This window comes from Nitrospirota bacterium (assembly GCA_016180645.1).
Taxonomy (GTDB): Bacteria; JACPQY01; JACPQY01; order JACPQY01; family JACPQY01; genus JACPAV01.
On sequence record JACPAV010000036.1, the window covers coordinates 11,932 to 34,015 of the forward strand.

13 protein-coding genes are annotated in these 22,084 nt (G+C 59.4%); 3 read left to right on the forward strand and 10 right to left on the reverse strand.

Features of this window, described 5'->3' with window-relative positions:
• Window positions 1-73 precede the first annotated feature (73 nt).
• The gene (locus tag HYT87_17530) at window positions 74-5,107 is read right to left on the reverse strand and encodes a hypothetical protein (GenBank protein ID MBI2061545.1); all 5,034 of its coding nucleotides are present in this window, start codon (window positions 5,105-5,107) and stop codon (window positions 74-76) included.
• Between the two features lie 8 nt (window positions 5,108-5,115).
• Window positions 5,116-5,490, reverse strand: a complete 375-nt coding sequence (locus HYT87_17535) for a hypothetical protein (GenBank protein MBI2061546.1) — start codon at window positions 5,488-5,490, stop codon at window positions 5,116-5,118.
• A 34-nt stretch (window positions 5,491-5,524) separates the two neighbouring features.
• Between HYT87_17535 and HYT87_17540 the strand changes: the two genes are divergently transcribed.
• Window positions 5,525-10,717, forward strand: coding sequence for a sigma 54-interacting transcriptional regulator (locus HYT87_17540; GenBank protein ID MBI2061547.1), 5,193 nt, complete (start codon window positions 5,525-5,527; stop codon window positions 10,715-10,717).
• A 295-nt stretch (window positions 10,718-11,012) separates the two neighbouring features.
• On the opposite strand, the gene HYT87_17545 is transcribed toward HYT87_17540, so the two are convergent.
• From HYT87_17545 to HYT87_17565, 5 genes are all read right to left on the reverse strand, one after another.
• Window positions 11,013-12,002 (reverse strand): tyrosine-type recombinase/integrase, encoded by a 990-nt coding sequence (locus tag HYT87_17545; protein MBI2061548.1) that lies wholly within the window; start codon window positions 12,000-12,002, stop codon window positions 11,013-11,015.
• A gap of 35 nt (window positions 12,003-12,037) precedes the next feature.
• A complete protein-coding gene (locus HYT87_17550) occupies window positions 12,038-12,469 on the reverse strand; it encodes a hypothetical protein (GenBank protein MBI2061549.1) in 432 nt (143 codons plus the stop codon).
• Window positions 12,426-13,556: an ImmA/IrrE family metallo-endopeptidase gene (locus HYT87_17555; GenBank protein MBI2061550.1), complete on the reverse strand. Its 1,131-nt coding sequence runs from the start codon at window positions 13,554-13,556 to the stop codon at window positions 12,426-12,428. Before HYT87_17555 ends, HYT87_17550 begins: the two co-directional genes overlap by 44 nt.
• Before the next feature lie 177 nt (window positions 13,557-13,733).
• Window positions 13,734-14,729, reverse strand: a complete 996-nt coding sequence (locus HYT87_17560) for a tyrosine-type recombinase/integrase (GenBank protein MBI2061551.1) — start codon at window positions 14,727-14,729, stop codon at window positions 13,734-13,736.
• A 113-nt stretch (window positions 14,730-14,842) separates the two neighbouring features.
• The gene (locus tag HYT87_17565; GenBank protein MBI2061552.1) at window positions 14,843-15,055 is read right to left on the reverse strand and encodes an FHA domain-containing protein; all 213 of its coding nucleotides are present in this window, start codon (window positions 15,053-15,055) and stop codon (window positions 14,843-14,845) included.
• A gap of 404 nt (window positions 15,056-15,459) precedes the next feature.
• Between HYT87_17565 and HYT87_17570 the strand changes: the two genes are divergently transcribed.
• Entirely contained in the window at window positions 15,460-15,726 is a 267-nt protein-coding gene (locus HYT87_17570) for a hypothetical protein (protein ID MBI2061553.1), read from the forward strand.
• 243 nt (window positions 15,727-15,969) lie between these two features.
• Window positions 15,970-17,949 carry a DNA translocase FtsK 4TM domain-containing protein gene (locus HYT87_17575; protein MBI2061554.1) on the forward strand — a complete coding sequence of 660 codons (1,980 nt, stop codon included), beginning with the start codon at window positions 15,970-15,972 and terminating at the stop codon, window positions 17,947-17,949.
• 223 nt (window positions 17,950-18,172) lie between these two features.
• Here the strand turns inward: HYT87_17575 and HYT87_17580 are convergent, their stop codons facing one another.
• From HYT87_17580 to HYT87_17590, 3 genes are all read right to left on the reverse strand, one after another.
• Window positions 18,173-19,144, reverse strand: coding sequence for a hypothetical protein (locus tag HYT87_17580; GenBank protein ID MBI2061555.1), 972 nt, complete (start codon window positions 19,142-19,144; stop codon window positions 18,173-18,175).
• Between the two features lie 61 nt (window positions 19,145-19,205).
• Complete coding sequence (locus tag HYT87_17585; protein ID MBI2061556.1) at window positions 19,206-20,897, reverse strand: FHA domain-containing protein; 1,692 nt, start codon at window positions 20,895-20,897, stop codon at window positions 19,206-19,208.
• Window positions 20,898-21,207: 310 nt separating this feature from the next.
• Window positions 21,208-22,084 (reverse strand): SUMF1/EgtB/PvdO family nonheme iron enzyme (locus tag HYT87_17590; protein MBI2061557.1); only part of this gene is annotated, 877 nt, incomplete at its 5' end.

The window sequence follows — 22,084 nt, forward strand, 5'->3', positions numbered from 1 at the left end:
TGCGTGCTGCTCTGAGCGTACAGGCCCGCGGGGATCCTTCACGTGTCAACGCGTGGAGGACCCTGGGGGGGTCTCACTGCCCGCCGGTGGTGGTCTTGAGGACGGTGCCGCTCTCGCCGACGGCGTAGCCGGTGCTTCCGTTTCCGGGAAATTGAACGCCACGAAGAAGTACGGTTGTCCCGGACGTCTGGCTTATCCAGTTCCCCCCGCCGTCCGTCGTCTTAAGAATCGTCCCACTAGCTCCCACAACGTAGCCGGTGTTCGCATTGATGAAATAGACGCCGTAAATCGCAGACGTCGTACCGGACGTTTGCGACGACCACGCGGTGCCGCCATCGGATGTCTTCAGGATCGTGCCGCTGTCCCCGACCACGTATCCCGTGGTCGCATCCACCGGGAAATGTATCGCCCGGAGCAGATTTGTCGTGCCCGAGGTCTGGGTCTGCCACACATTGCCGCTGTTCGTGGTCCGGATGATGGTCCCGCTTACCCCCACGGCAAAAGCCGATGTTGACGTCGCAAACTGGATGGCGTTGAGTTGATTACTGGTTCCCGAGCTTTTGCTGACCCAGCTTGCCCCGCCGTTTGTCGTCTTATAGAGCGCGCCGCTCGAACCCACGAACCAGCCGGCGGTCGTATCAAGGAAATGAACACCATAGAGGGTGTTGCTGATCGCCGGGGACTGGTCGGTCCAGCCCGTTCCTCCATCGGTCGTCTTGAGAACCTTGCCGGAAGCGCCCACGGCCCAACCTGTTGTGGTGTCAACGGGAAAGTGCATATCGTAAAGATCGGTCGTAATACCTGACGATTGCGCAGCCCATGTACCACCGCTATCCGTAGTCTTGATGATTGTCCCAGAGGCGCCCACGGCATATCCGGTTGCGCTCACGGGGAAGTGAACTGCATAGAGAATCTTTCCGGTTCCGGCTGTCTGATCCGCCCAGCTTGTGCCGCCGTTGGTGGTTTTCAGCGCCGTCCCGTCTACACCCACAATGTATCCCGTTGTCGCGTCTACAGGAAAATTCGCACTCCACAAATCGGATGTTGTGCCGGACGTCTGGGCAGCCCAAGTGGCCCCGCTGTCCGTCGTCTTGTAGATCTTTCCACCGGTCCCTGCGATGTACCCGGTTGTTGTGCCTCCCACGAATCGAACGGTATAGAAATCGGTCGTTGTGTTCGGCGAATCCTGAGCGGACCAATTCGTCCCGCCGTCCGTCGTTTTGAGGACCTTCGAGGGATTTGTGCATGCCCAGCCGCAGGAGGTAGACAAAGTCACCGCGTACCCCGTGGTTGCGTCCACGGGGAAGTGGACGGAGTAAATTGGCATTGTGGTCCCGGAGGTTTGGGCCGTCCAGGTGGCGCCGCTGTTCGTGGTCTTGAGAATCGTGCCGCTGCCACCAATGGCGTACCCCGTGGTTGCGTCCACGGGGAAATGCACGCCTTCCAGGAAGTTCGTTGTCCCGGAGGTTTGGGCCGTCCAGGTGGCGCCGCTGTTCGTGGTCTTGAGAATCGTGCCGCTGCTTCCGACCGCGTAGCCCGTCGTCGCGTCCACGGGGAAATGGACGCCGTACAGGTTGTTTGTTACCCCGGAGGTTTGGGCCGTCCAGATGGCGCCGCTGTCCGTTGTCTTGAGAATCGTGCCGGTGTTGCCGACCGCGTAGCCCGTCGTCGCGTCCACGGGGAAATGGACAGCGTAGAGACGATTGATGGTACCGGATGCTCCGCAGGTAACCGCCCAGGTTGCGCCCCCATCCGTCGTCTTGAGGATCATTCCCCGGTCGCCGACGCTGTAGCCGGTCAGGTTGTTCACAAAATGCGTGCCGTATAGCGTCATTCCCGTAGGCTTCCGTTGCACTTCGGCCCAGGAGCCGGCCGGGCACGTGGGAGGGGCAACGGGGGCCGCGCTGACCTGCACCGTGTTGGTTTCCACATTCCCGGCTTCGTCGACTGCCCGAACGACAAAGTAGTAGGTCGTGCCCGTTGTGAGGCTGTCCACCCCGTAACTCACGGCACCGGCCGCCGTGGTGTAGGTGGTCGTAAAGGTCGTCTGGCACGTGCCGGTGGTGGTGGATTGGCAGATTCGATAAATTATGGCTGCGCTTGCGCTCACGGCGTCGGTGGCGGCCGTCCAGGTGAGGTTGATCCGAGTGGCGGAGGCGGAGGCCGCGGACGACGCGCCGGAGAATGTGGGAGGCGTTGTGTCTACAACTACGGTCACGCCGTTGGAGGCGGTCCATGCGGCGATCTGGCCAAGCGTATCGACGGCGCGGACGCAGTTGTAGTACGTTGTGCTGGCCACCAAGCTAAGACTCGTGGTTGTCTTCGATGTGACCAGTGCTACGTCTGTAGTGGCGACGATATTCCCCGCGCAAGCGGTTGTCGTGCTCAAATTGTAATCATACCGCTGGAGCCCGCTTCCCGCGTCGCTGAATCCGCTCCAATTGACGTTCATGGTGGTGGTGGAAGACTGCGAGGAGACATCGGCTCCCGTACCATCATTAACGGTTCCGGTAGCCGGGGCCGCGGTGTCGCAGGTTCTCGTGACCGCTACGCCTCCGCCGGTATTGCCCGCGGCATCGGTGGCGGCCATGTTGAGCGTCAAGGTTTCGCCGTTCGCGCACGCGATCGCCGTTTTGGAGCATGTACCCGAGGAAAACGCGGCCGCCGCCCACTCCGTGTCGCACGCGCCGTCCGTTGATTTGCAGTATTGGCAACTCGTGATGCTCGATCCCGAATCTGAAAAAGCCGCCGAGAGATCGAAAGAGCCGTCCACGTGGGTGGCGGTGGCCGTGTTGGCCGGGGTGACGGTTCCCGCCACCGGCGCGCCGATATCGATCGTCCACGCGGTCGAGGCGGGGGAGGCGTCCGTGTTGCCCGCGGCGTCCTTCGACCTCACCTGGAAAGTGCGGGAGCCCGCCATGAGACCGGAGTACACCTTGGGAGACGCGCACGCCGAATAGCCGCCCGAGTCGATTTCGCATTCGAACGTTGCGCCGGAATCCGGGGCGCTGAAACTGAACGACGCGGATGTGGTGTTCGTGGGGTTGGGCGGCTGGGCGGTGATCGACGTGTCCGGGGCGGTCAGATCCACCGTCCAAGTATGGGAGGCAGGCGTAGCGTCTGCGTTCCCGGCAGCATCGACGGCGCGCGTACTGAAGCTGTGAGACCCTTCTGCCAGCGAAGTGGGTGCTGTGAAGGGCGATGAGCAGGCGGCGTACGCGGCCGAGTCGAGCTTGCACTCGAATCTAGCTGTGGATTCCGGCGACGTGAAGGTGAACGAGGCCGTGGTGGAGTTGGTCGGGTCGGTCGGCTTGCTGGTGATGGAGGTATCCGGCGGGGTCAGATCGACGGTCCACGTGAAGGTCACGGGGGTTGGATCCTTGTTCCCGGTCTTGTCCACGGCGGCAACGGAGAAGGTGTGAGACCCTTCGACGGTGCTCAGGGTGACAGGGGACACGCAGGAGGAGAAGGCGGCAGAGTCGAGGGAGCACTGGAAGGAAACGGGCGCGGACGGATTGGAATCCGTCCCTACGAATTGGAACGTGGCGGAGGTTTGGTTGGTCAGGAGGGCGGGCAAGCCCGCCCCTACGAGGGATGTATCCGGAGGCGTCTTGTCGCAATCGGCCGGGCAGGAGGCCTCGGTCTCGCCCGCCTCGCACACCTTGTTGCCGCAGACAATGGCCGGAAGTACCGTGAATTTGATCTCCGCGGGCGTCAGGTCCTTGTTGCCGATGGCGTCAGCGGCCTGCACACGAAGCGTGTGGTCCCCAGGGCTCAGGGTTCGGGGATCAGGGGTCAGGGGAGAAGCGCAGGGGGCAAAAGAGGCGCCGTCCAGGGAGCAGCGGAAGGCGCAGAAATTTTCATTGCACGTCAGGGTTAGGGTGATTTGTTCTCCGCTCTTGATTGACGCGCCACTCGCCACTGGCAACGCGCCACTCACCGCGCTCAGCGCGGTGTCGGGCGGCGTCAAATCGACCGGCTTCACCTCTACGAGTGTTTTCACCCCTTGATCGGCGAGCTCCTTTTGGAGATTCTGAGCGAAGGACGCGGAGACGGCCTGGGCTTGTTCCTCCGTAGGCTTCTGGGCCGGGTCCTGGGCAACCTGAAGGGCCTGTTGTATCCCTGCTTCCTTCGCGATCACGGCCAACTCCACCAATGTGGAGACTCCATCGCCATCGACGTCGGGGAGAACCACGTCGTTCAAGGCGATAGGCGTTTCTTCGATTTCGATCTCGAAAGCAGGGGTCAGGGCTCCGGGATCAGGGGTCAGTCCGGAGTCCGGCCCGCCTTGCTGATCCCCGACCCCTGAACCCTGAACCCTTAACTTCACTGTGGTTTGGACTTCGATGAGGGTTGTGGTCGCGTCCGTCGCGGGCCGAACGCGGGTGGTCAGCGTGTACAAGCCATCGGATGCCAGGGCGATCGGCAGATAGAAAGTGATCTCCATGCCCAGCGCGAGCGCATCCTGCGCTTGCCGTTTCACGCACCCTCCGCAGCCATCCCTGGCGCTCCGGGTACGGTCAGCCGTCCTGGCACCATGATTCGTGAATCGTGAATCGTCAGGAGCGGCCGTACCTGCCGCATTGTCTTGCGCGTCACTCATCACGGACCACTCGCCACTTCTTCGGGGTGGGGCCCCCGGGAGTCCCTTTCCGCCGCCGATGGCCGCGCGGACGCCCGTCCGAACGCCGGCTCGAATCCCCGTGCGAACGCCGGCGCGCACGCCTTCGGCAACTACTTGATCGTTCCACAAGATGTCTGCCGCTAATCCGTCTTCGACCACCGCGCGAACGCCATCCTGCTGACCGGCGCGTACCCCTTGCTCAGTCCCGGCGCGCACGCCCTGTTCTGTCTCGGCACGAATGCCGTCTGTTGCAATCGTCCGAACCCCTGCCCGCACGCCCGCACGCACGCCTTCAAGGAGCGCCGCCTGCTCCGGCGTAAGCGGAATGCCGACGATTACTTCGATCGAATCGTCCGGAATGTGATGAGAAGATTTTTTCTTCTTGTTGGAGCAGGACGAAACAAGCAGAATCGTGAGTGAGGCGAGCAGCAACGCCCATGCGAACCCCGAGACCCTCCACGGCCGTACGATCTGGCCCTCCATTGTAGACCTCATATTATCCACCCCGCCGTTAGGAAATCAAACCAGTCGCCAAGATTCGGTGCAGTGAGTCTGACGCCCGCGAAGAAGGCCATGAAGGAGTAGAGCACCAGTTTCCCGAACAAGCGTATTTGCTTCTTCGTTTCCGCGGTCTTCTCCGGGTTTTTCTCAGGATGCGCGGGGCCGCCCTGATTGTTCTCAGGCGCACCGCGGACCTTGCCCGTTCCTCGGTCGGCTGTTCGATTCTTGATTGTCTTGCTCGACTCTCCCATGCCCTTGTTGTGAGCAAGGCCGGTGCCAACAGAGTGCCCGGTTGAGATCGTGTAGATTATATAGTTATATACGATAGATGGGCATAGAGACGCACGAATGTCCTCAATGGACAATCCAAGCAGATTGATGTAAGGTGCAGCAAGTTTGATGCACGATACATCAACCCTATTGGGCCGGTTCGAAATAAGACAGGAGCTTGGCCAGGGCAGTTGCGGCAGGGTGTATCGCGCCTTCGACGCTTCTCTTGGGCGAGAGGTCGCCGTGAAAGAGTTTTTCGATTCATCGGCGACGTTTGCTCACGAACTGGAGATCCTCTCCAAGATGGACCACCCGAACTTGGTGAAAGTTTTCGACCTCGCCGTGGACGAAAAGACCGGCGTCCACTACCTGATTGAAGAGCTGATTCCCGGGACGCCAATGGATCTTTTCCTGCGCGAATCGGACGGATCTGCGCGGCTCGATGTTTTCGCCCAGCTTCTGCGCGGTCTTGAGTATTTGCACCAACGCGGGGTGATTCACCTCGACATCAAGCCGTCGAATGTCCTGGTGACGACGGAAGACCGAAGAGCGAACGGAAAGGTGCAAGCCAAGATTCTGGATTTCGGGATTGCGGAGGAGGTGAAAAAGTTCAAGCCGCAGGGATCGTTTTCGGGGACGTTTCCGTATGTGGCTCCGGAGATGATTCGGGGAGACGTGATCGACGGCCGCGCGGACCTATACTCGCTCGGCATGTTGTTTCATGACGTCTGCTCGCGGGTCTCGAAGCCGCACGATTCTTTATCCACTCAGCAATGGATAAGAGCCACGTTGGACCGCAAGGCGCCGACCGTCAACGAATTCCAGGCAGACGTGCCGCCGCCGTTGCGCGAGATCCTCATCCGACTCCTGGACCCCGACCCACAATTTCGCTTCCGTTCGGCCAACCAAGTGATCCGCATTTTGAACCGGACGATGAAAACCGCTTTCCCGGTCGAGCCCGGCCGCCTGCGGCTCCCGGATTTGCCCACGACCCTTCTCACGGGCCGGCAGGCCGACTTCTCCATCCTTCAGAGGGCATACGAGACGTTCGACGCTGGCCAACGCACGTCGTATGTCGCCGCGCTCTTGGGCGAACGCGAGCATGGGAAGTCGGCCCTCTGCCGAGGCTTCGTCCGATGGGCCAGGATGCGCGATCTAACCGCCCTCGATCTCACGAACCCGAACGAGGGCGTTGGTGAGCTGTTGGACCGAATGATCCCCCCGGGAGAGGAGCGGACGTTCGAAACTCAGGGGACCTTCCTAAAACAGGTTTTACCCGAACGGTTCAAGCATGCGCCGGACTTGGAGTCTCTGGAGACCGACCCCCGGCTGGAACAATCCCGACTTCGAGACAAACTCGCGGAGACATTCGGCCGTGCCCTGCGCGGGAGAACCATTCTTCTCGTGCTCGACGACATCGAAGGGCGAGGCGAGATTACGCAATTCCTTGCGCACTACCTGCTGCACTACGGGTCAAAACCTTCGGTGGGCGCCGCGGAAGGGAGGCTGTTCATCCTGCTCTCCGCGAGGAGTCCCGTCGAGGTTCCGCACGGGATCCAAGTCGATCGTCTGATCGATCTCAAGTCGTGGGGACCGGAGGATCTCATGCGCATTCTCCCTTCTCTTTTGTTGGTTGAAATTGTACCGGAGGAGCTGGCGCGGATAATCTGGGAGAGGACCGAAGGGGTGCCGGGCCGCGTGGTGGAGGCGTTGCGGTCCCTGACCGAAACCGTTTTTCGTCCCGACGTGGACCTTCAGGCGCAGCTTGACGCGTTGACGGGGCGTGACCTTCAGGCCATCACGGGCACGCTCACCATGGGGGCCGAGCGGCTCGCAGCACTGGACGAGTCGGAACGCCGGATTCTTCAGTGGTTGTGCGTCGCCCCTGTGGAGCTGTCGGCGGACGACTTCGGCCGATTGGACCCCATCCTGAAAATCGGGACGGCGATGGCGCTCAGGCGACTCCAGGACATGGGTTGGATCGTCCCGCTCCGCAGTGGATTTCGTCCGGCAAGTGCCGTCCGGCGGGAGGCGGTTGAATCGGACATGCGACCGGAAATCCGACGAGCCCTGCACCTCAGGTTGGGTGAAGTGATGGAGACAAGCCATCCGCGTTCCCCCTTGGAGCGCGCGGGCGAATTTTTCAGAGCGGGCGACGCCCAGCGAGCTTTCCTTACGGCTCAGGCCGAACTCCAAACCATGCTCCGACTCAGCCAGCCGGCCAGGGTCGCGCATTTCCTCGAGTTCCATCGCTCTCACGCCGACTCGCTCCTCAAAGATCAGCGCCGGACGTTCGAGAGGCTCTTGGCCGAAGCTTATCTCGCTTCGGGTGAATTTCTCAAGGCGGCGACGATTCTGGAGGAGATCTTGAAGGAAGCATCCGGCATGGACAGCGCGGTACGAATTCTCCTCGTGCGCGCGTATCGGTACGGGGGGCGCATGGATGACGCGAAGCGAACGATCGAAGAATCCCGGGCAGGGGGAACCGCGGATGGTAAGGCGGCGGTACTCCTGGATGCCCTCCTCGCGGACGTCCTGTTGGAGCAGGGGCAGTTTGAGCAGGCGGCGGCGCTGGCCGACCGCTATCTGTCTGAGGGCTGCCGCTACGAGGCGGACGAGCAGGTCGCGTTCCGCCACGTAAAAGCGAAATCACACTTCTACCGAGGCGAAACAGACCAGGCTATCTTGCTGTTCAAGCAAAACGCCGCGGAAACGGACAAGGCGGGCGGCAAGCTCGCCCAGCGGGCACTTTCTTTAAATTCTCTCGCCACGGCGTACCTCGACCAAGGGCGTGTAGACGAGAGTCTTCAACTCCTCCACTCCAGTGCCGAGATCGCCCAGCAGATCGGCGATCTGCGGACTCTGGCGCTTTCTCAGGTGAACCTCGGGCTCGGCTACTCCGAAAAGGGCGACACGCTTCAGGCGGCCCAATACTACGAGAAAGGACTGGCAACCCTTCGGAAGATCGGGGATCAGGCCAACGAAGCGAGGACGCTTTACAACATGGGCGTGCTCCACATCCAGAGCGGCGATCTCGTCTCGGCCGAGGACGCTTTTGAGGAAGCCCTCGAACTCGCCCGGACTCTGAACCTGGCCCATCTCGAAGTAACCGTTCGGTTGCAGAGGGCGGAGTGCTACCTCCGAAAAAACGCTTTGAAAAAAGCTTTGGCGGAGTGCGAGAGAGCGGAGAGTCTCGCGCGGTCCCTCGGAGCCGGGCAGGAGGCGCTGCTCGGCCGGTTCAAAAAGCTTGACATCCGATTGAGTCTGGAACCACCGGCCGTTCTGGAACCGGATCTAAATGCTGCGGTCGAGGAAATGAGCAGAACGCCCCACCCGGAACTCGAGGCGTGGGCGCTTTATCTGCGCGGCCGGCTCCAGGAGCCATCCGGTCCGGCAGCCGCGATTCAGACATTCGAGAAGGCCCTGAAAAAATGGGGCGAGTCGGGCACGGCCGACCCGGCGCTCCGGCAAAAGATCGAATGGCGCCTGGCGGATTTGAAGGGGGCGAAAGGCCGAGCGCCTGAGATTTCCGTGGAACCTGCCGCCCGGCGGCTGGAAGGCGAAACCAAGCGGGAGCGGATGCAGCCGGCGCAGGCCGACCCTGCCCGCGCGCAGGATGCGCAAGCGGTGCAGGCAGCGACCAGGACGGTCGACTCTTCCGATGTCGTCTCTCTTCTGGAGATTGCGAGGAAAATGAACACAGCCCTGGATACCGGCGAAGTCTTGGTGGACATCCTGGATGCGCTCCTCAAGTTTACGGACGCAGATCGAGGGTTCCTGCTCCTCCGGGAGAACGACCGGTTGCAGGTGCGCGTCTCACGCGCGCGCGGAGGGACCGAGGTGTTCGGCGCCGACCACAGCTTCAGCCTCACGGTGGCCGAGGAAGCCTTGCAAAGGGGGAAGCCCGTGATCACGTTCGATGCCTACGATGACCCCCGATTCAAAGACTCCGCCAGCATTTACCAGCTTCAGCTTCGCTCGATCCTGTGCGTGCCGCTATTTCTGAGAGGCGAGCCGCTGGGCGCTCTCTACCTGGACAGCCGCGCCCAACCCGGCCGGTTCGGAGAAAAACATATTCCCGTTCTCACGGCCCTGAGCGACCTGGCTGCAACGGTGATCTACAAAGCGCAGCTTATCGCACAAAACATCCAAGATCAGCGGCAGCTTCGGCGGGTGGTTCGGGAGCTGAAGGAATCGAAAGAAAACATTGAAACCTTGAACGAGGAACTCACGGCGTCCAATTCGAACTTGCAAGCCCTCCTCGCGGAGAAGGAGCAGCAAATCGAGGTGGTTCAGGAACGGTTCAGCGCGCTCATTCAGGAAGAGGAACCGAAGTACCGATACGATCGCTTGGTCGGGACCAGCCGGGTGTGGCGGAAGTTGCTTCTCGTGGTGGACCGGGCGGTGGAGAGCCGCGTGGCGGTCCTGATCCTGGGGGAAAGCGGCACGGGCAAGGAGCTCATCGCGCGAGCCATCCATTTCAATTCGGTTCGGAAGGACAAAACCTTCGTGCCGGTCAATTGCGCCGCGATCCCGCCCGATCTGTTCGAAGCGGAACTCTTCGGTCACGTAAAGGGGGCTTTCACGGGGGCGGACCGCGACAAACCGGGGCTGTTCGAAGTCGCCCATGAGGGGACGCTCTTCTTGGACGAAATCGGGGATCTGCCGCTGCCCGTTCAGGCGAAACTTCTTCGCACCTTGCAAGACGGCGTGGTGCGGCGGCTGGGAAGCACGCGGGAGGCGAAAGTGGACGCGCGCATCCTTGCAGCCACCCACCAGGATTTGAAGGCTCGGATCAAGGAAAAAACATTCCGGGAGGACCTATTTTTCAGACTGAATGTGTTCGAGATCACGGTGCCTCCCTTGCGCGAACGGATCGAAGACATCCCCCTGCTCGCGGGCACCTTCCTTGACCAGATCGCCGGTGAAGAGGCGAAGCCCAGGAAAGAGCTCTCCTCTCAAACGATCCGGCAACTTCAGGGCTATTCCTGGCCCGGCAATGTGCGCGAGCTGGATAATGTCGTAAGGAGGGCCTATCTGGTCACACCGGGTCCGGAGATCAAGATTGATCTTCCGAAACAGGAGGAGAAGGCGGACGGAGGAGTAAAATCCGAACTCCAGCCAAGCGGGCGGCCCCTATGGGAAACCATGAGCCATCTGAAGAAGCGGATGATTGAAGCCGCCTTGAAAACGACGGGCGGAAATATCTCCGCCGCGGCGAGAGAGCTTCAGGTGGATAGGACCCGGCTGGCCGCGTGGATCAAAACCTACAGGCTGAAGCCATCGGGCCAAGGTCAACGCGCCCGCAAGAGAGGCGGCTGAAATAAGGACGAATCTCCTACAATTCCGACTATCGCGCATTAGCGAAACTGCCCTGAAAGCGCACACCGACCCAGCCTGGCCGTTCCTGGCGGTCTGAAGACGATTTGACGCTCCCGCAAAAGCGTCCGAAAAGAAGATCGTCATTTTATTGAGCTTGTACCCGCCATGGATTCTCAGCGGGCTCTTACGTGGCAAGAAATGTCAATCCATCCTCGAACCGTGGCTGGTCGAATCTTCACAGAATGCTTCAGCATTGGTTCACGGCTGCGATTGACTCGAAATTGCGTAACACTTTTCAGGCTTCGAAGACCTGTTCATGGATTTTCTTCAATCGCGCCGTGGCCAGCTTCGCGTAGATTCTTGTCGTAGCCGGCGAGGCGTGTCCGAGCAAATCCTGCGTTGCGGCAAGATCGCCGGTTTTCTCCAGCACCATCGTGGCAAATGTCGCGCGGAAACGGTGTGGCGTAATCTTTCCTTGGAGGCCGGCCTTTCTCACATACTGCCACAGCGCAAGCCTCGCTCCACGCGGGGTGAGTCTGAGCAGTTCCTTGCCGGCCGCCCGGCTGTGCTGGGCGAAGAGCGGCGTGACCTTTCCCTTGCAGATGAGTTTCAATGACTTCCTCACCTCTAGGTATTCCTCCATGGCATCCCAACCCCGCACGTCGAAGAAGACGAGCCTTTCGCGCGAGCCTTTGCCCATCACGCGCAACGCTCGCTGCCGGGCCTGCAAGTCCTCAGCGTTACCGCCGAGGATCTCTGAGATGCGGGTACCCGTACAACGTAGGGTCTCGATGAGAGCCACGTCTCTGCGCCAGGCGACGAATAGCCGCGGTTTCCTCGTGTTGGGACGCGCCCGGGCCGCCTTGATGATGGCTTCCATCTCGTTCGGCTGGAGTACGCGCGGCAGTTTCCGAGCGCCGCGGCGCCGGATCGCCCGGTAGGCTTCACGGATCCTTTCCATTTCCGAGGAGAGAGAGGGGTGGAGCTTCTCGCGCGCCAGATACCGGAGCCACGACTGAAGACCCGCGAGATACACCGCCACGGAGGCAGGGTTGGCCCGATCACGCCAGCGCTCGCCCGTGAGCCAGAGCGGATAGTCCAGCAGATCTTCTACCTTGAGCGCCGTGACCCTTGCTTTCAGCGGGTCGACCGGCACCTGCTTCAGGTAGTCCTTAAAGCATTCGAGGGCGGTGGAGTAGGCGCGGGCGGTCTCCTTGGAGCGGCCGACTTGCACCTCCGCGATGAACCGGTCGATCGTGTCTTGGATGGTGCTGCTACCGGCCACGAGAGCATCCTACCAACCTCTCACGCCCGTGTCAACTACACTACCGCTAATGATGATTGTCGCCAGCGTAACCACTCTACGAGACTGCACAAGAATGGGGCGCCTGACCCAAGAATCTGCATCCAGCGGGTCTGCCAGCCGATGACTGCAAGAGCCTCGGTTTCGCCGGGATCAAGGCTTTGAAGAAAAACATCGTTGAACGATTTCTTCAGTGCTCCGATCTCGCTGGCTGTAGCGTCGACGCGTTCTATTTTTCCCTGATTGACCAACTCTTGTAGATTGATGGGCGAGGGGACTGCTGCTTGGTCGGTTGAATAGAAGAGTGCTTCGTCGTCAATTACGGTTCCTGGCACGACGATCTTATGACGCGCTATCAGTTGTTCCCAGACAGAGATGTCGTAGGCGACAATGACAATGTTGGCGTCAGCCAGAAGCGGGGAGTTCAGTGCAGAAGGTTTGGCTGGCATCTAGACCGTATTGCTGCAGAAAGGCAGGGAGGTCAAGAAGGCTTGTCTCGAGCAAGTGCGCAATCTTTGCCCGGGAAATGCTCGCTCGTTGGTAGGCAAGTACTGCGAGCCTTACATACTTTTCGGGGAACTTCGGTGGTTGGAACCATTTGCCTCGCATACTTACGCGGTCCAGAGTCCTGAAGTCTTCATCGGCCAACAAGTGTTCCACGTCGTTCTGCTCAACTCTGCGCAGGCCTACCAGTCTCCACAGAAGCGCTTCGGTTGAGATTTCAAACCGTCGCGCAAAATCGATCAGGTCGACAACCTTGATTTTCCCATTCGTTAGTCGCCTTTCGAATTCAGCAATGACTAAATCTGCCGGTAGGAGCACGGCTGCGGCGAAGGCATTAGCGAGTTTCTCCACAAGCGTCCAGCGATTCTCATTGCCAATGAGCGTGCTTGGAGGGATGCTCTTCCATGTCACGAGATGAAAAAGTTCGTGTGCGAAATTGAAGTTCCGGCGCCAAGGCGCTTCTTGCAGATTCATCAAGATTGCGGGACCAAACGATCCGATCGTGCAGGCTGCTGATCCATCCATGCCTAAGTCGGCGTGCCAGATCTTCACGTTATATTTTTCTTCAAGTACTTTCGCGAGGGCGACCGCAGGTTGGGACCCGAGGTTAAATTCCTGGCCGACCGAGAGTGCGAGCTCAGCTGCCCGTGAGTAAGGTGACTTCTCGAGATCGACATCTTGTTCTGGGAAGGAATGACTCCGAGTCTGACCGCTGATGTCCTCGAGGAGCTTATACTGTTGGCACTTCAGAAGAAAGTCCGCCTCTATGCGCCTTGCATCCTCAGGTCGCTTTCGCCAGAGTATCGGAGGTCTATCCGGTTCAGTCTCCTGGAGGAGGTCAGATACCGTCACAGAAAGCGCTTTGGCGATCTTGGTGAGTTCAGATGCACGTACTTCCCGATTGCAGCGCTCAATGTCAGAAATTGTCTGGAACGCAGTAATTCCGATTGCGGCGGCGAGATCGTCTTGGGACATACCCAGACGTTCACGATATCCTCGGATACGGTCAGCAAGCTCTTTCTTCGGGTTCATCCACCTCCGGAGTTTCTTGAGTCCACGAAGTATTGTCGCACTTATCGGCTAGATTTTCAAGAAGAATCTGAAAACACCGCCATGCGTTTGGAATGCGAAGGGGATTCACAGCATTGGACATTGGATTCTCAAGCGCATTCCACACATTAAATGCCAGCCAAAAGGCTCGGTGAGCGCCTACCGGGGGAAAGCCTTCTTGTGCGCCGCACGGAGGCGGGATGAGACGAGGGGGGCGTAGATGCGGGTTGTGGTGGGGGAGGCGTGGCCGAGGAGGTCTTGCGTCGCCGCGAGGTCGCCGGTTGCCTCCAGGATTTTGAAGCCATAGGTATGCCTCAGCCGATGGGGAGTCACCTTTTCGCGAATGCCGGCCGCCTTGACGTAGCCCCACAGCATCTTCCGAGCCCCGTGGGAACTGAGACGGCGGAGTATCCGACCGGCACGTCGCCCATGCTGGGCGAAAAGGGGTGTGGATTTGCCCCGAACCGTGAGTCTGAGTGCTTGGCGCGCATCAAGGTACGCCTTCAGCGCCCGCCAGGCGGTTGAGTCGAACATCACGATTCGTTCCTTCGAGCCTTTGCCCGTGACGCGAAGTGTCTTGTCCCTCACGTCAAGCGCCTCCACGTCCGCCCCCAGGATTTCCGAGATCCTTGCGCCTGTGCTCCGGAGTGCCTCGACCAGGGCGATGTCGCGGAGCCTGGCCGCTTGGAGCCTGGGGGATTTCCCCGGGTGGGCGGTTCGGATCGTTTTCAAAATCTTGTCGATCACGTCGTCCCGGAGCGTTCGGGGGAGGCGTCTGCCTCGGGGCCTCGCGTCCTTATAGGCGTGCCGGATCCGTTCCATGTTCGAAGCGATGTCCGGCGCGAGCTGTTCCCGCTGGAGGTACCTGAGCCACGCCGTCACGACCGCGATGTAGGTTCCGACGGTGTACGGGTTTGCGCGGTTCTTGAAGTGGTCTGACGCCAGCCAAGACGGATACCGGACGACCACGCCGGCCGTGAGGCCCGAGGCCGGTGTCTTCCTGGGGTCGATCCTCGCGTCCTTGAGATACCGGAGCCAGTTGTTGAGGGCGTATCCGTACGTCGCGCCCGTGCGGGCGTGCCGGGCCTGCACTTCGGCTACGAACGCGTCAACGGTCTCCTGGAGGGTGGGGCTTTCTGCCCGGTCGTCCGCCATGGTCCGAGGATAGCGCGGCCCACGGCCGGTGTCAATCTACAGTTACCTATAGAATCATTTGGGTAATCATTAGAGAGAATGCCGTAACCCCCCAGGGCTTGCCGGGGCGACTTCTACTCCTTCCGCCGGAGGCTGAGCGAGACGCGGCCGAGGCGGATGGAGTCGCTGTCCATGAGAAGCTGGGGTTTGTGGATGGGCTCGGTGCCGTTCCGTATGTACGTGCCGTCGCGGTAATCCAGTCGCGCATGGAGAGTAGATACGGACGGATCCTCGATCTGCACTGCGTTCTCCTTGCCGCGTCCGATCGCAAACGACTCTCCGACCATGACCTATTCTTTCGGCCGGCCGCCGTTGGCATCGCGTAGCGAGAGCGACAAGGCTTGTAGTCGGGCTCGGTGCCCGCCGATGGAAGAAGCCATCGTGATCTTGGAATCCGGTGCGCCTTCCGTGTTCCGGTCGGTCTGACCTCCTGAAGACAGTGAACATGTCATATTGGCGCGGCAGGGGGCCACCAGCAACCCCCGTTTTTTGATGCTCTCCTCCCTCTGTGCGCCTGCATATCCTGAATGTTTTCTGTCGGCCTGACTCCCCAGCGGAACGGGATCGTGAAATCCGTCTTGCCATACGACATCCTTCCGTGGGAGGATCGCCGCATGGTCGGCGCTTAGGCGGAAAATGGGATCCGGACGTTTACCATCTTGACGAAATACAAAATAGGGAAGATCTGATCATGTCGGACGAACATACCCAACTGCCGATTGTTGCCTACATTCATCGGGATTCGGATGCAAAGGACACAGAACTGGTCGGTCTGATGAGCCAGTTCGAGAAGGATCCGAAAAACGTGGACACCGTCTGCAAGATTGCCCGGAAACGAGTCCAGCAAGGTGATGTCAAGTTGGCTCGGATGTGGCTGGAGTACGCTCTGGCAATCTGTGAAAAGGATCTGAAACACGAGATCGAGAAGGAGATTCGGGAGTTGCGCCGTAGCGATTGACTGGAGGACGCCATGATGACGGATATCGATCATGCATCCATTCAACCTTCCACCGGGGAACTATGGGTTCCTTGAAATGGTCTGCAACGAGACCGGCTGCAACTGTCGGCGTGTTTTCTTTTGCGTCGTCTGCTCATTCCGTCGGGAGGTCCAGGCGGTTGTGGGGTTGGGAAAGTCGGAACTTCCTCACGAAATGGATGAGGAGTGGCGATGCCCGTGGAGAGAAGGTAACAACAGCCATCCATGTTGCGTAGCACGAAGCGTCGTGTTGCCGGGATCGTTCTTCTGGCCCTTGCGGCGCTCACAGGCGCGACCCTCTTTTCATACCGGCATCAAGATCCAATCTTCATCGAGCTGCTACCGCTTGAGCTGCACCTGGAATACGAGCGCGCGGATAACCTGGCCGGGATGGTTGGCGCGACATGGGCCCGGCTGCTTGTCGAGACGTTCGGTGCCACGTCATTTCTCTTTCCGCTCCTGTTCCTTGCCGCGGGTTTGGGGAAACTTCGCTCTTCGCGCGCCACCCTCAGCATAACGCGAAAGATCGCCATTGCAGGAGGTCTCCTCGCGCTCTCGGGTCTATCCCTTTTCTACGATCCAATGGAGAAAGTCGGATTTTCCAGGATCAAGGAACCGGCAGGGATCGTGGGAAAGCATATCGGATCGGGTCTCGCGGACTCTCTGAATGAGAGTGGCGCGATCGCCGTCCTGTGTGGCGTTTTCCTTCTTTCTGTTGTGCTTGCTCTCCGAATCTCATTCAAGCAGACAACAAGGAGCGTCAAGTCTATGGTGCAGATCATTTTCCTGCCGGTTGGTTTCGTTCGAAAGGGACTCGCCACTGTCGGAATATCCGCCCGTGGAGGCGTGCGGGCCGAGGCACATCCCACCCACCGCGACAAGACTCCAATAAGCCGTCGCGAGCAAGAATTACCGATGTCCGCACGGACGGGACCGGAGAAGGCCGCCGGCGCGGGGGCCAGGGACATTGCAGACCTACCCCTGCTCACCTCACCCGCCGAATACTCACCACCGTCAATAGCGCTGCTCAGCACGCCGGCAAAACCGGACCAGGCGACAAAGCAGAAGGAAATTCGAGACACTTCAGGTTCGATAGAGGCAAAGCTCATGGAGTTTGGCGTAAAGGGAAAGGTTGAGAATGTCGAGGTAGGCCCTGTCGTTTCTCTTTTCGAATTTGCGCCCGCGCCGGGCGTCAAGATATCCAGGATCACCACTCTGGCCGACGACTTGGCAATGGCTCTCGGCTCGAAGCACATCCGGATTGTCGCGCCTCTCCCTGGAAAGAGTGCCGTTGGTGTAGAGGTGCCGAACCGGCAAAGGGACATCATACGACTGGCGACAGTGTTGGGCTCCGAGGCTTTTCGAGCTTCAAGCTCCCCCTTAACCGTTGCGCTAGGCGAGGAAGGAACTGGAACCCCGCTCACTGCCGACATTGCCAGGATGCCTCATCTGCTTGTGGCTGGCTCAACGGGTTCCGGCAAGAGTGTGGCGCTCAACACCATCATCGTCAGTCTATTGTTCAAGGCCTCACCTGACCAAGTTAGACTCATCCTGATAGATCCAAAAGCCGTGGAGTTCACCGGCTATGATGCCCTTCCCCACCTCCTAACGCCGCCCATATCCGATGTGCAAAAAGCGCGAATCGCCCTTGGCTGGGCTGTCCGGGAAACCGAACGCCGAAACAAGTTCCTCGCAGAGCATTCAGCCCGGAACATCGTGGCCTACAACAAAAAGGCCGGGAGAAGGAACAATAAAGGGGAACCTGTGTCCGCTGGGTCCGGCAAGAGAGTCAAGACCCTTCCACACATCGTGATCATTATTGATGAACTGGCCGACCTAATGATGGTTTCCGCTGATGAAGTCGAGGGACACATCACCCGGCTCTCACAGATGGCCAGGGCGGCAGGGATCCATCTCATCCTTGCTACGCAACGACCCTCCGTTGACGTTGTGACCGGTGTTATCAAGGCCAACCTGCCCGTGCGAATTGCCCTGAAGGTCTCGACGCAAGTGGACTCGCGAGTCATCCTCGACACCGGCGGCGCAGAACGCCTTCTCGGCCACGGAGATATGCTCTTCATCCCACCTGGTTCACCTGAACCCCTTCGGGCCCACGGGGCCTTCGTCACAGATGAAGAAATCGAGAGGGTCGGCAGTTTTGTGAGGAGGCAGGGAAGGACCTCTTATCTGGGTGAGTTAGCCTGAGTAACGCCCTCGACCGCCTTCGGTCAGTCCAATCTTGATTCCGATGTTGCCATTCCCACTCCCAAGCCGGTTCTGGATTCCCAAACCCCAAAACGGGGTAGAGAAGTGCTGATGAAGAGATTTCAATGTTTGCACCTGAGGGTAAGTGCGACACGACCGAGGCGGATGCGGTCACCGTCCATGAGGAGTTGGGGTTCGTGGATGGGATCGATCTCGTCCACGCCTAGCGACTCTTGTCAGCCGCGATAATTCGGAGGGAGTCGCCCTTGGCAACAATTTCGAAGGAACGTTTTGCCTGCATGGGTTGCGGGCCAAAGGAAACTAGGATCCGGCCTTCTTCCGTCTGCTGATCCCAGTAATAGGGCCAAGCGATCGGAATCTCGTCCGACGTGACACTGCTTATCTTTTTTCCCCTGGAGACGTAGATCGTGTAGTCAATATCGGTGATGAACAAATCGCGCACCGCAATGTCTTCCACAACGGCAATGCACAACGGGGTCTTGCCGGTCCCGACTTGATAGATCCCGTTCACGACTCTGGCGTGCATCGATAGATCTACTAGCTTCTCAGGACGTATGCTACCGCTGTACTCGAATTCGAGAAGTGCGCTCTGGCTTCGAATCTTGAGGGCCGATCCAAGGGCCACGCACCCCGGCGGTATGGTTGCGCTGAAGGGATGCTGCTGAGGAGGCGCAGTCCGAGACTGAATCACCGGCCCAGTCACACAACCACCCTCGTAAACGCACGCGCGGAGGCAGACTTTGGCCAGAGGGGATCCTTCCTCATCATGTTCCATCGTGGTTGAGACCAACTGCATTCCTGCAAGAAAATCGGGGTCCGCCTCACGGATCGATACATGGAATTGGAGAGATGATTCTCCGCTCGCGGTCGCCGAGTCGACCATCTCCACGGAATACCTCGACTCTATTACCTTTTCCACTGCATCCAGAAGAGCCATCTTCTTGGATAGCTCATTCGCTGCTTCTGCCCCCACGCCACGCGTGTCGGCAGCTCCGTATGCGCATCTTTCAACGAAGTCACCTGACTGAATGGACGGTTCGAGTCGCCTGGGGTGCTCCTCTGCGGAATCGGCGCCGGACGATGACCCGAGGTAACACGCCCAGGGTAGTATGAATGCGTAGCGAACCTTTCCTGCGGCCTTCGCCAGACGGAGACGCAGGTATTCAATAACCATATTGGCTTTCCTCCCTTCAACGGGAAAACGGTTCAGTTCACATTCTTTCGTGCCATGATAGTCATGCTCTCCGTTTCAAGTGAAATGAAATCCTACCTAGGCGGATGTGGTCACCGCCCATGAGGCGTTGGGGCTCCTGGATGCGTTCAGGGCCGGTCCTCACATAGGTGCCGTTGCGGCTGCCGAGATCCTGAATCCAAAAATGACCGTCCTGGTAGTCGATGCGGGCGTGATGTTCCGAAACGGACGAATCGGCGAGCACGATACCATTGTCCTTGCCGCGGCCGATGGTGAAGGAACTGGCGACCATAACCCATTCTCGGAAAGGTTTTCGTCCCCCCTCCTTCTCCGATAGAGCGAGAGCTTGAAGCTTCGTCTGTCGCCCGCCAATGGTTGACGTCGTCGTGACGCTCGAGACAACGTCGGACTCTGTGAGGATTCTGACCGAGAGCTTGAAGTTCGTGCCGAACAGGATTTCGCCGGAATGGGACAGGACAGTGGGAGATTCAATCTTCGCCCCTTCGAAATACGTGCCGAATGTGCTGGATAGATCAATCAGTCGATACAGGCCATCCGTGAATTCGATCTTCGCATGCCGGCGTGATAAATAGGTATCTTTGGAATCCTCGGGATCAAAGATATCGTTCTCCTCTGCGCGGCCGATCGTGACCGCGTTCTTCGCCAGGAGAACAACTTCCCTCCCTCCCTCCCACTCCAGGATTGCCGCCTTCATCGGAGCACTCATGCCGGTCAATTCCTTGTATAGGTTTTGGCCCTCCCGATGTTCCGGGAAAGCGGACAAGGCGGCGTTGACGGCCTCGACGGCCTCATCGATCTTCCACTCGGCCTTCAGGACGCGGGTCTTGCGGACCAGATCTTCCGCTTCGGCTTTCCGCCGATCTATCTCGCCAAGAAGGCGCTCCGCATCCATCTTTCGGTTTCCCTCAAGCAAGGGCAATACGGATCGCAAGTCCTTGGCAGCGGTATCCAGCCGCCCGTTCTCCAGAGCAGTCTGGGCCGTTTCAAAATGGGACAGTGCCCGCCGGGCCTCGTGGACCCGGTCGAGTCCATCACGCGCGGGCTGATTCTCCGCATCGATGTCCAAGGCCTTTGAAAACTCGATTTCGGCTTCCCCGAGCATGCCCCTCTCCAATTTCCTTACGCCTCTCTTGATGTAGGACTGCACCCGGCGCGAGAAAATCCTTTGCCGAAGCTCGATGGCCTCCACATGATTCGGGGACTGCTGGATCACCTGCTCCACCATGGCAAGGGCCTGGTCTAAATTCTCTCTTTCTTCAAATCGTTCCGCCGCGCGCATTTTGGCCTGCTCGGCGCGGCCGGAGAAATAGAAACGCCCGCCCACCGCGCAGGCAAGCGCCAAGAGGAGGAGGCCGCAGACTGTTGGGATCGGGCCGACGATTACCGACTTCGCGGAGGCAATCAGGGTACCTCCTTTCAGGGGCCTCAGCTCGGCGATGACGTTCGTATTCCCGAAGGCCGGGTAACTCGAAATGTCCGCAACAAGTTCCGGCGCCCTGAGCTTCGGATCTTCGCGAGTCTCCTCGTCGACTGTGTCCCTTTCGTACCGGTACCGTAACTTCTCCAGACTCTCGACCATTTCTGGAGCCGAGACGACTTCGAAACGGCTGTTGAGAGGCGGAATTGTTAGCTCGTGCTCGAGCATCCGCTTGAGAGTCTTGAGAAATGCTTCGTCGTGCTGATGCTGGTCTGTCTCAAGGTGGACGACCGCCACCCTCATAGCCCCTTCCCAATGGGCTTGCTTGCCGAATTGGCGCGCAAGGTCGGTAGCCGCCCCAGACTCTGAGAATGAGCACGCTGAAAACATAAGTGTTGCCAGCAAGGCGACCATCAGTATCCTTTCCTCAAGAGAAAAACGGACCACCATGGGGAGTTTTTCCACGCGGGGTGCCAGCCAAATGAAACACTCATGTGCCCGCCATACGGCGGGGGGTGCGGAATCGGGTCTGTGCCTACCGTCTATCTCCATCTAAATTTCGAAGAACCAAAGTGTAAAAGGACAAAGGGTAAAAGGGTAAGAGAATTCATGACCCCGTCCTCGCACAACGGAAGCCGTACTGGGCGTGCCTGCCCGAGGGAACGCTGTTGATACGAAAGGAGGAACGCACGTACTCCGTGAGGCTGCCCCAGTCGCCGCCACGAACCACGCGGCGGTATTGCCCAGACGAAGATCCCTTCGGGTTCCGCGAGGGCGAGCCGGAGTAGTACGTCTCCCCATACCAATCGCTCACCCACTCGTCTACGTTCCCCGCCATGTCCAGCGCCCCGTATGGACTCGCTCCTTCCGCCTTGCTCCCCACCGGCCACGTGCGAGTCTCCCCGCAACCATTGCCCCCGTCCCACATCACTGCATACCGGCACGATGCCTGTGCGTTCCCCCACGGATACTTCCTCCCATCACCCCCCCGCGCCGCCTTCTCCCACTCCGCCTCCGTGGGCAGCCGCTTACCCGCCCAAGCACAATACTTGCGGTCCCCTTCCCAAGTAACGCAATTCATGGGGTGGTTCCCTCGGCCATCGGGATGACCATAGTTGCAGAAGCGACTCAAATCTCCCAAGGAACGATCGACGTACCGATACTCATTGTGTTCACCTGCGCACGCACCCGCATTCACGCACTTCCGGTAGGCGTCCACCGTCACCTCCGTCTTGTCGATGGAAAAGGCATCCAGGTAAACCTTGTGATAGGGCCTCTCGTCATTGCCGCACTCATTGTCCACGCTCTCGTTGCACCCCATCCAGAATTCCCCGGCGGGGACGAGGACCATATCCGATGGGACGGCCGCCTCGACCCACGCCTGCCGCTCTCGTTCGATGTTCTGCCGGTTCTGGGACCAGAACCAGTACCCGCCTCCGGCGAGGAGGAGAACCAAAGCCGCCACAGCCGCCCACACCGCGCGA

Bases quoted from the DNA above. Each gene is read 5' to 3' on its own strand.
- HYT87_17530 (MBI2061545.1), bottom strand. From the start codon at position 5,107: ATGGAGGGCCAGATCGTACGGCCGTGGAGGGTCTCGGGGTTCGCATGG.
- HYT87_17540 (MBI2061547.1), top strand. From the start codon at position 5,525: ATGCACGATACATCAACCCTATTGGGCCGGTTCGAAATAAGACAGGAG.
- HYT87_17550 (MBI2061549.1), bottom strand. From the start codon at position 12,469: ATGCCAGCCAAACCTTCTGCACTGAACTCCCCGCTTCTGGCTGACGCC.
- HYT87_17555 (MBI2061550.1), bottom strand. From the start codon at position 13,556: ATGAACCCGAAGAAAGAGCTTGCTGACCGTATCCGAGGATATCGTGAA.
- HYT87_17560 (MBI2061551.1), bottom strand. From the start codon at position 14,729: ATGGCGGACGACCGGGCAGAAAGCCCCACCCTCCAGGAGACCGTTGAC.
- HYT87_17565 (MBI2061552.1), bottom strand. From the start codon at position 15,055: ATGGTCGGAGAGTCGTTTGCGATCGGACGCGGCAAGGAGAACGCAGTG.
- HYT87_17570 (MBI2061553.1), top strand. From the start codon at position 15,460: ATGTCGGACGAACATACCCAACTGCCGATTGTTGCCTACATTCATCGG.
- HYT87_17575 (MBI2061554.1), top strand. From the start codon at position 15,970: ATGTTGCGTAGCACGAAGCGTCGTGTTGCCGGGATCGTTCTTCTGGCC.
- HYT87_17580 (MBI2061555.1), bottom strand. From the start codon at position 19,144: ATGGTTATTGAATACCTGCGTCTCCGTCTGGCGAAGGCCGCAGGAAAG.